Annotated in this window: 3 protein-coding genes; all 3 read right to left on the bottom strand. The window is 37.9% G+C overall.

What is annotated here, in order from left to right; all coding sequences use genetic code 11:
- Positions 1-3: 3 nt before the first annotated feature.
- Positions 4-1,251: an amidohydrolase family protein gene (locus tag HMPREF0519_RS02335; protein ID WP_040472681.1), complete on the bottom strand. Its 1,248-nt coding sequence runs from the start codon at positions 1,249-1,251 to the stop codon at positions 4-6.
- A gap of 137 nt (positions 1,252-1,388) precedes the next feature.
- On the bottom strand, positions 1,389-2,237 hold the full coding sequence (locus HMPREF0519_RS02330) for an oxamate carbamoyltransferase subunit AllH family protein (protein WP_225429105.1): 849 nt from the start codon (positions 2,235-2,237) through the stop codon (positions 1,389-1,391).
- Positions 2,238-2,246: 9 nt separating this feature from the next.
- A partial coding sequence (locus HMPREF0519_RS13215; RefSeq protein WP_003634295.1) for a bifunctional FdrA/YlbE family protein occupies positions 2,247-4,795 on the bottom strand: 2,549 nt, incomplete at its 5' end.

Below are 4,795 nucleotides of genomic sequence, written 5' to 3'. Positions count from 1 at the left end.
AATCTAAACGTTTATTTTTTCCTTATTTTTACGATAAGTTGAAACTTTTTTCTCGGTTTTAACTGTGACTCTACCATCTTTAATAACATAAAGTCGCTCTGGAATATCAATAACTGCATCAGCTTTTCGTTTGGTATCAAGAAGAACCAGATTTGCAATATTGCCTTCTTTTATTCCATAATGGTCCAACTTCAAAATTTTCGCCGGATCCACCGTCAGCATATCCAACACTGATGGTAAATCTGCTAAGCCACCCAGATGTGCTGCAGGTACGGCTAAAAAACCAACCTGCATAATATCACCATTACCAAAGGGGGTAAATGGATTTCGGATATTATTAGTAGAAAGCGCAACATTTACCCCACCCTTTCGCAATCTACGAATAGGTGTGACACACCGACGAACATTATAAGTATCTGTTCGTCCGCCTAAATGCAGATCGGTTTCTGGTAGTGAAATAACATTAATTTGAGCTTCATGTAATAAATCGATAATTGGATTTAGCTTTTCAAGCGGTAACGCAGCCAATGCAGTTTCATGTCCAACTGTCACTCTTCCTTGATATCCCTCTTCGATCGTCTTACGTGCTAGATACTCGATAGAAATATTATCTGCATCATCAAAGAAATCTTGGTGAAAATCAATATCTTTATCATACTTCTTTGCTAAATCAAATAAGAAATCAATATGTTGTTTTGGATCCGGATCCACGTAAGGAATACCACCGACAACATCAGCCCCCATTTTCATAGCTTCATCCATCATCTCAGTCATCCCCGGAAGTTTAAAAATACCGTCCTGGGGAAACGCAACAACTTGCATGTCAATCATGTCTTTAAATTCTTCCTTAAGTCTAAGGATAGTTTTAAAGCCGACAAAACCGGTTTCAGGAGAAAATTCAGCATGGGTTCTCATATTGGTCACTCCGTGCTCAATTTCCATTTCAAGTGCTCTTTTAGCTCGTTGATAAATATCATCTTCTGTAAAGGTTGGCTTAGCTTCAGCAGTAACCTGAATAGCTTCCTTTAAAGTTCCAGACTGATTATGAACTCGATTAGAAATCAATGCTTTATCCAAATGAATATGTGACTCAACCAAACCAGGTATTAAAACATGTCCATTGCCCTGAATAATTTGATTTGCTGGATTATTAATTTCATCAGCAATCTTCTGAATTTTTCCATCAGAAATCGCAATATCCTTTAATGACTGATTATCATTCAACCGTACTTGCTTCAACAAAATGTCCATCATTATATTCACCTCAAATGATTAACTCTATTGGCAACAACAATTTATCATATGATAACGCTTACATACATATTCTCACATACATATTCTTCAAAAACACCGGTAGCTGAGTATAACTCGAATATATTTTTTTATCTTCAGTGGATAGATTTACTCTTCAATAATATAAAAGCTGCATACATTCCCAGTAGAGTATCCGTTCCTGAAGTATGGCCAAAATTCTGAATATCCAAAATTGAAGAAGCCAACTGCTCCTCATCCTTATCTCGAATAACTTTCAAGAATTGAACCATTTTCTTTGAAGTATAATTTTCCAAGACTGCCTGAATATATGATTCAGAAACATCAGTCGTTGCACGACTTTCTAAGATGATTCCCACTTGCTCTTTCCATAAGGTTAACTGTTTAAATCCAAAAGCGCTAAGGATGCTTACAAAACCAACGATAATATCATCACCGCTTGGGGTAAGACCTCGTCCACGTCCATAAAGAAACTTCAAGGTTTTCATAATTTGCTCTGGATCACGACTTTCATTGAGCATTTCAATAACCTTATTTGGAGAATATTCATCACTTAGTCCCCAATCATTCTGAAAGTCAATAATACTAAATTTCTCAATAATCTTTTTTAGGAAATCTAAATCTAGCTTGATTTGTGGAATTCTTAAATCAACAGTTTTTAAAGGTGCTAAATCAATCGTTCTTATTTCTTTCTTTGTATAAATGTACAACTTTCCTTTAATAAAAGACACAGGATCATTTACATCAATATATTTTAATAATTCATCCACTACATCATCTTCCAGAGTAATCCCCGTACAAGAAAGTGAATCAGATTCATTTCCGACGTGAAAAAGTAGGTCTGGGAAATCAATATTAAAACTATGCTGAAACATGGTATTGATAATTCCATGGTCTTTATTAAACAAATGGAGAGGGAGCATATTGCTCTTCTCTCCATTTGTTTGATTACGATTAAGGCTCATAAACATCACTTATTCCTTAACTAATTCTTTTTCTAATAACGTTGCATCATCGTCTTCTAGCAGTCCCATATTGTTGGCATAAGCAATTAAGGCCTTCTCGAAACAAGCTAGCGGAGCATGGACAGTACCAGCGCCTACTTGACCAACACCTGCAACTTTACTTGCAATTCCAGTATTAATAATTGGTGTAATCCCAGTTTCAACAACTTTTACAATATCGATCCCGATAGCTGTTCCTTGGTAATCCCAAGTTGGAATCGTAAAGTTAGGGTTTCGATCAAGCGTAATCTTAGCCATTTCATTGCTAATCTTTTGTGCGTCCTTAAAACCGCCTGCATCAACAAATCGTGTTACACCAGGAGCAGCGATCATAGCCATTCCGCCAAATCCAACAGTTTCAGCAATTGCGCTATCACCAATATCTGGATTAGCATCTTTTTGAGAAAAACCAGTAAAGAACAGTCCTTGCGGTGTATTAACCGGTGCTGTGAACCACTGATCACCTAAACCACTGATTCGAATACTAAAGTCTTTACCATTTCGAGTCATTGTTGTAACAACTGTTCCATGCTTATAAGTTCTTGCGGCATCAACCATTGACTTTCCTGTTGCCATCATAATGCTCAAGAAGAATTGATCAGTATCTGCCAAGAATTGAATAACATCTTGCTTATCCTTTTCGCTAATATTAAGCGAAACAATCAACGGTGCCACTTCTTTGAGGAATACTAATGTAGCGGCGATGTTACGTTGATGGAATTCATCACCCATAGTAATTGCTTTAGCCATCATAACATTAACATTTAGACCACCATCAAGTTTCTTGAGTGCAGCGCTTAATGTTGGAGCCAACACATTTGCCATCCACTTTAAACGAGTTATTACTTCTTCAGAATAAGCACCAAACCGAAGTACCTTTCCAATACCTTCGTTCATTGTGCAGTACGCGTCATTGCCCTTAAGTGCATTTTTAATCACTAGTACCGCCATATGAGCCGACGTAATGCCTCCCATTGGGCCAACTGCGTTAACATCATGATTGCAAAGGAATTTAACATCCCCACTTTCAAGCATTTGACGTGCATCATCCTCATTATCAGCCCAGCCTTCAAAAAGGATTGCGCCAATACAACCACCCTGCATAGGTTCTGTCATTTCATTATATTCAATTGGAGGACCGGCATGAAGTAATGTATGTCCCTTAAGCTCTGAAATAACTGTTCCTGCAGGAACAACGTCTACCAAAAATGGAACGGCTTTCTTATATGCATCAACAATCTTTGCGTTTTCTTGATCTCGATTTTGAAGAGCCTTAACTTTTTTAATAATTTTAATCAGCTTCGGATTTCCACCAGCAACTGGTTTCCAGTCGAATTGAACACCAGTACCACCAAACTTAATAACTGGATCTAAGAACTCTGAAAGTCCAACGTTAACTACTCGTGGCTTTGTGTACAATAGATCAAGAACGGATTCACTTGGAGTTGGCACTTCACGTGTTCCACCTGTATAGTTAACAACCTTTTTATCGGGTTCATTTAAATCTTTACCAATTAAGTTAAGTGCATACCTAACAGCTTGTGCATTGCTATCAAGAATAATGATACCCGCATCTTGTAACGTTTTTCTTGCAGCATCATAATCTTGGGGATCATCTCTTGTTCCAACAACTGTTGCAACAAACTTAATACGTGGATGTTTTCTAGAAACGTTATTAACAGCATCTGCAAGGCTTTCAGCCATTGTATCATCGGTACCATATCCAAGAACATCATCCAAAAGAATAACGCCAGTCTTAGGATCATTAGCATACTCACTAATTTTTTCAATCCGAATTCGTGGATCGATCATTGGATGTGGACGTCCTTGAGTGTAAATATCATCACCAAGATCTAATACCTCATTGCCTTTTGCTTTAAGAACATAACCATCTTCGGAAATAATACCACCCAGATTTAATGCTTCAGAAACCAACATTCCAGCTTCATACGCAAGTGTTCCACCAGAATACAAGCCAATAATATGCTTTCCTTCAAGCTTAGGATCTGCATCTGCAAGTGGTTTTTTAGAATAATAATTATCTTTAACGGGTTTATTATCGGCTAAATCCATTGCAATTTTTGCTGTTTCTTCCAATGTATGAGCCAAATATACCGAATCTTCATGATGATCTGGTTTTTCACCTAAGAAAATTGCAACCACTGGTTTATCAATGCTATGAAGTAAACTAACCACATCATCACGAACTTCTTTTGCCGGTGGCTTGGAAATAATGCCTATCACTTCAGTTGGATCATGATGGGCAAGGCCAGCAATCGCATCCTCCATGGTTATCGCACCTACACTATCCGATAAATCTCGACCGCCGGTTCCGATTGCATGCGTGACTCCACCACCAAGGCGTTCAATCATACTGGTAACTTCTTGAATTCCAGTACCAGAAGCACCCACTAATCCAATATTGCCCGAGCGAACCACATTAGTAAAAGCTAACGGAACATTACTAATAATTCCTGTTCCGCAATCGGGGCCCATCACAAGCAACCCTTTTTTATGTG

It is taken from the genome of Lentilactobacillus hilgardii DSM 20176 = ATCC 8290 (assembly GCF_000159315.1).
GTDB lineage: Bacteria > Bacillota > Bacilli > Lactobacillales > Lactobacillaceae > Lentilactobacillus > Lentilactobacillus hilgardii.
This window is presented reverse-complemented; position numbering and strand designations above follow the sequence as displayed.